The sequence below is a fragment of the Bacillus sp. GMa5/1 genome, assembly GCF_050172015.1.
GTDB classification, from domain to species: domain Bacteria; phylum Bacillota; class Bacilli; order Bacillales; family Bacillaceae_G; genus Bacillus_A; species Bacillus_A cereus.
Window position 1 is genome coordinate 1 of sequence record NZ_JBNLYC010000243.1, and the last position, 5,051, is coordinate 5,051.

Consider the following 5,051-nt stretch of genomic DNA (forward strand, 5'->3'; position numbering starts at 1 on the left):
TACATATGTGTTCCGTTCATTATTTATAATATTGACCACAATTTATGTAATTTTGCATAATGTTACATAAATTTCGTATTTTCTCTTTTTTCCGACAGAAATAGACAGTATACTTTGTACAAGCTTTCTATTTCAAAAATTATACGAGGTGAAATAATGAAAAACAAAAAGACATTAACTAAGGTAGCATTAACAACAGGATTAGCTTTAACAGCTGTGGCACCATATGGCGTAGGTCATGCAGAGGAAACAGATCAACTACAAGTCCAAATTCAAGAGGAATCGTTCCGTTCGGGTGAACTTACACAACCGTCACAAAAGGCACCAGAAAATGTAGTAAAGGATGCACTTAAGGAGAAAACAGAGCAAGCTCTGTCCCAAAAACAAGTCAATGGAGAAGCAGGAGTAGATTATAAAGTTCTTCAAAAACGTGGTTCGTATGATGGAACTACACTTGTGCGTATGCAACAAACATACGAAGGAAAAGAAGTATATGGACATCAATTAACTGCACACGTAGATAATAATGGTGTTATTAAAAGTGTTTCAGGTGATAGCGCACAAAATTTAAAACAAGAAGAATTGAAAAAACCTATTAATCTATCAAAAGATGAAGCAAAACAATTTATTTATACGAAGTACGGAAACGATCTCAAGTTTATTTCTGAGCCGGAAGTTAAAGAGGTTATTTTTGTTGATGAAAATAATGGACAAGCTAAAAATGCATACCAAGTTACCTTTGAAGCTGCAACACCAAACTATGTTTCTGGTACTTATTTAGTAAATGCACAAAATGGTGATATGTTAAAAAATATGGTACAAGAATCTAACTTAAAAGCCAGTGACAAACTAGTTGGAGCTTTAAAGAAAAGTAAACAAAGCAGTCTTACATCATTAACTGGAACAGGAAAAGATGATTTAGGTATTTCTCGTTCATTTGGTATCTCTAAACAAAGTAATGGCAAATATGCTCTTGCTGATTATACAAGAGGGCAAGGCATTGAAACATATGATGTGAATTACAGAGATATTACTAAAGAAGAAAGCTATTATCCTGGTACATTAGCGACTAGTACTTCGGCAACATTTAACGATCCGAAAGCAGTAAGTGCTCATTACTTAGCAACAAAAGTATTTGATTTTTATAAAGATAAATACAAGCGTAATAGCTTTGATAATAAAGGACAAAAAGTAGTTTCAGTTGTACACGCTTGGGATTCTGAAGAGACGAATGATCCGAAAAATTGGCAGAATGCATTAAGTGCTAATAATGGAAGTATGCTTGTATATGGCGATCCTATTGTTAAAGCATATGACGTAGCTGGACATGAATTTACACACGCTGTTACTTCTAGCGAATCTAATCTTGAATATTACGGAGAATCCGGTGCGATTAATGAGGCATTATCTGATATTATGGGAACATCTATTGAGAAATACGTAAATAATGGAAAATTCAACTGGACAATGGGAGAACAAACGGGATCTGTTTTCCGTGATATGGAAAACCCAGCTTCTGTTCCATCTTCACTTGGAGTACCTTATCCAGATGATTACAGTGAATTTAACGATTTTAATGGATGGGATCAAGGCGGTGTTCATTTTAATTCAAGTATTATTAATAAAGTTGCGTATCTCATTGCGAAAGGCGGAACTCATAACGGAGTAACTGTTAAAGGAATTGGTGAAGATAAAATGTTTGATATTTTCTATTATGCAAATACAGATGAGTTAAACATGACTTCTAATTTCAAAGAATTGAGATCAGCATGTATTCGAGTGGCAACTAATAAATATGGTGCGAATACAGCTGAAGTTCAAGCAGTTCAAAAAGCATTTGATGCAGCAAAAATTAAGTAATTTAGAAATATAGTTCTCATTCATATATTAATACATTATGAAAAACAGCTAATGTCATTTTAAGGATATTAGCTGTTTTTTTACGTAGCAATGTATTATTGAAAATAAACTGACTAAGCAATAATGAGGCGCTTTCTCTTTAAGAAGTAGTGACAAATCAATAAGGTTTAAAGTGTATAAAAACAGAAAATTAATAATATATTGACCTCTTGATAGAAAGTCTATAAAATGAAAGCGATAACAAACGATTGCTTTAAAATGATTTCCCTGATCTTTTAGTATTTACAAATATATGAAGGCATAAACAAATCTATTTTTTTAAGCGTTAATGCAAACGCTTTCGTATTAAAAGGTCATTGAAATACATACGTGAAAATAGCCAATATGGAGGTGAAGTTAAAGAGATTTCTAGATAAATTTAAGCAGTTTTATTCAGTGAAAGCATAATAAATCGTTAGTAATATTTGAAGAAAGGGTGTATGTGGTGCAAATTACAAAAAGATTAATTAACAAAACAGTTTTATTACTTACTTTAATCATTATGTTATCATCTGTTTTCTCTTTTCAGAGTGTGAAGGCAGTTTCAAATTCGAAAACAACTGAAATTATCATTCATTACAAAGAAAAGCTTGGAAATACAAAAGACTGGAATCTTTGGTTATGGGGAGAAAATGCAAATGGTACATCTTATGAATTTACTGGTGAAGATGAATTTGGAAAATACGCTAAGATAAAAATAGACGGTGACTATAATCGTGTAGGATTTATAGTTCGAACAAATGAATGGGAAAAAGATGGTGGGGATCGTTGGATTGAAAATATAAAGGACGGTCGTGCTGAAGTATGGATTCTTTCGGGTGATGAAAAAGTATATAACTCTAAGCCTTCATCGGATCTCTCAATTCAAAAAGCAACTATTGATAGTTTCAATGAAATTACTGTAACGACTAATGTCCCGTTTCATATTAAGGAAAAGAAAATTGAAATTGAAGGCATTAAAATTAAAAATATTACTCCTTATGATACAAACAGTGGAGATATTACTAATAAGGTTAAAATAATTACGGAACAGAAAATTGATTTAAAACAAACATACAAAGTTAAAATTGAAAACTTAGCTGATACGAATACTGAAATTGGTAAAGTCATTCGTAGCGAAGAATTTGATAATTTATTTTATTATGGTGGCAACGATTTAGGAAATACATATACTCCGCAACATACAAAGTTCCGTTTATGGGCTCCTACTGCAAGCGAAGCGAAGTTAGTTACATATAAAAACTGGAACGATAAAATAGGTGCTGAAATAAACATGCAACAAGGTGAAAAGGGAACTTGGACAGCAGAACTAAAGGGGAACCAAAAAGGGCTCTTTTATACGTATAAGGTCAAAATTGGTGATAAGTGGGCTGAAGCGGTTGATCCATATGTGCGTGCTGCTTCTGTAAATGGCGATAAAGGTGCAGTCGTTAATTTAGAAGAAACAAATCCGAAAAAATGGAAAGCAAACAAAAAGCCAAAATTTAAAAATCCGGAAGATGCTATTATTTATGAGTTACATGTACGCGATCTTTCCATTCAACCTGAAAGTGGTATTAAACAGAAAGGGAAGTATTTAGGTGTAACAGAAAAAGGAACAAAAGGGCCAGGAGGTGTAAAAACAGGACTTGATCATATAAAGGAGCTTGGTGTTACTCACGTTCAGTTTTTACCGATATTTGATTATGCTTCAGTAAATGAAGAGACTTTAAATGAACCGCAATATAACTGGGGATATGATCCTAAAAATTTCAACGTTCCAGAAGGCTCCTATTCTACAAATCCTTATGAGCCAACTGTTCGAATAACTGAATTAAAGCAAATGGTTCAAACATTACATGATAATAATCTTCGAGTAGTGATGGATGTAGTATATAACCATATGTATAATGCTGCTGAATCTAATTTTCATAAGTTAGTTCCAGGTTATTATTATCGTTACAATGAAGATGGAACATTTGCAAATGGAACTGGAGTAGGAAATGATACTGCTTCAGAAAGAAAAATGATGAGGAAATTTATGATAGATTCCGTAACATATTGGGCAAAAGAATACAATTTAGATGGATTCCGTTTTGATTTAATGGGTATTCATGATTATGAAACGATGAATGAAATACGTAAAGCTGTTAATCAAATTGACCCTTCTATTATACTACACGGAGAAGGATGGGATTTAAATACACCTCTTGCAGCTGAGTTGAAAGCAAATCAAAAAAATGCAGAGAAAATGAAAGGGATTGCTCATTTTAACGATAATATACGTGATGGGTTGAAAGGTAGTGTATTTGAGGAAAAGGAAAATGGTTTTGTAAATGGAAAGCAAAACATGGAAGATCGTATTAAAAAAGGCATTACAGCAGGTATTGACTATGATACAAATTCGTCTACCTATCAAGATCCTGAACAGGTATTAACTTATGTGGAAGCACATGACAATCATACATTATGGGATAAACTTGAGTTAACTAATCCAGGTGACAGTGAAGAAATGCGAAAACAAATGCACAAATTGTCTTCTTCAATTTTATTAACATCACAAGGGATTCCATTTTTACATGCAGGGCAAGAGTTTATGCGGACGAAATACGGTGATCATAATAGTTACAAATCTCCAGATTCAATTAACCAGATGGATTGGCTGCGCCGTGCAACGTTTAATAATGAAGTAGATTATATGAAGGGTTTAATAGAATTACGCAAAAAGTACTCAGCTTTTCGAATGACATCTGCAGAGCAAATAAAAACACACGTATCATTTATTGATGCTCCGAAAAATACTGTAGCTTATACAATAGAGGGGAATAAAAATGAATACTTTACAGTGGCTCACAATGCAAATAGAGAAGCTGTTGAAATAACACTTCCATCGAAAGGTCCTTGGAAAGTACTAGTAGATGGGAAGCAGGCGGGAAGTACACCACTTTATGTTGTCCATGACAATAAAATTAAAGTTCCTGCATTAAGTTCATTTGTCTTAAAAACAGAGAAACCGATTAAATAAAAGCGAAGAATGTGGAAATAAATACTGCATTGAGCAAATTTAACAAGGATTGCAAATAAAAAAAGCGAAATGAAGATTATTCTCACTTCGTTTTTAAAGTTAATGTAATATAATTTCACATACTGTAATTATATTACAATTTAATAAA

General features: G+C 32.8%; 2 protein-coding genes. Both read left to right on the forward strand.

Annotated features, from left to right (window positions below; genetic code table 11):
• Positions 1 to 156: 156 nt before the first annotated feature.
• Entirely contained in the window at positions 157 to 1,860 is a 1,704-nt protein-coding gene (locus tag ACQGSG_RS26470) for a M4 family metallopeptidase (RefSeq protein WP_000791453.1), read from the forward strand.
• A 484-nt stretch (positions 1,861 to 2,344) separates the two neighbouring features.
• Positions 2,345 to 4,903: a type I pullulanase gene (pulA, locus tag ACQGSG_RS26475; RefSeq protein WP_087967055.1), complete on the forward strand. Its 2,559-nt coding sequence runs from the start codon at positions 2,345 to 2,347 to the stop codon at positions 4,901 to 4,903.
• Positions 4,904 to 5,051 lie beyond the last annotated feature (148 nt).

Excerpts from the sequence above, each read along its gene's own strand:
- ACQGSG_RS26470 (WP_000791453.1), top strand. The coding sequence starts at position 157 with ATGAAAAACAAAAAGACATTAACTAAGGTAGCATTAACAACAGGATTA.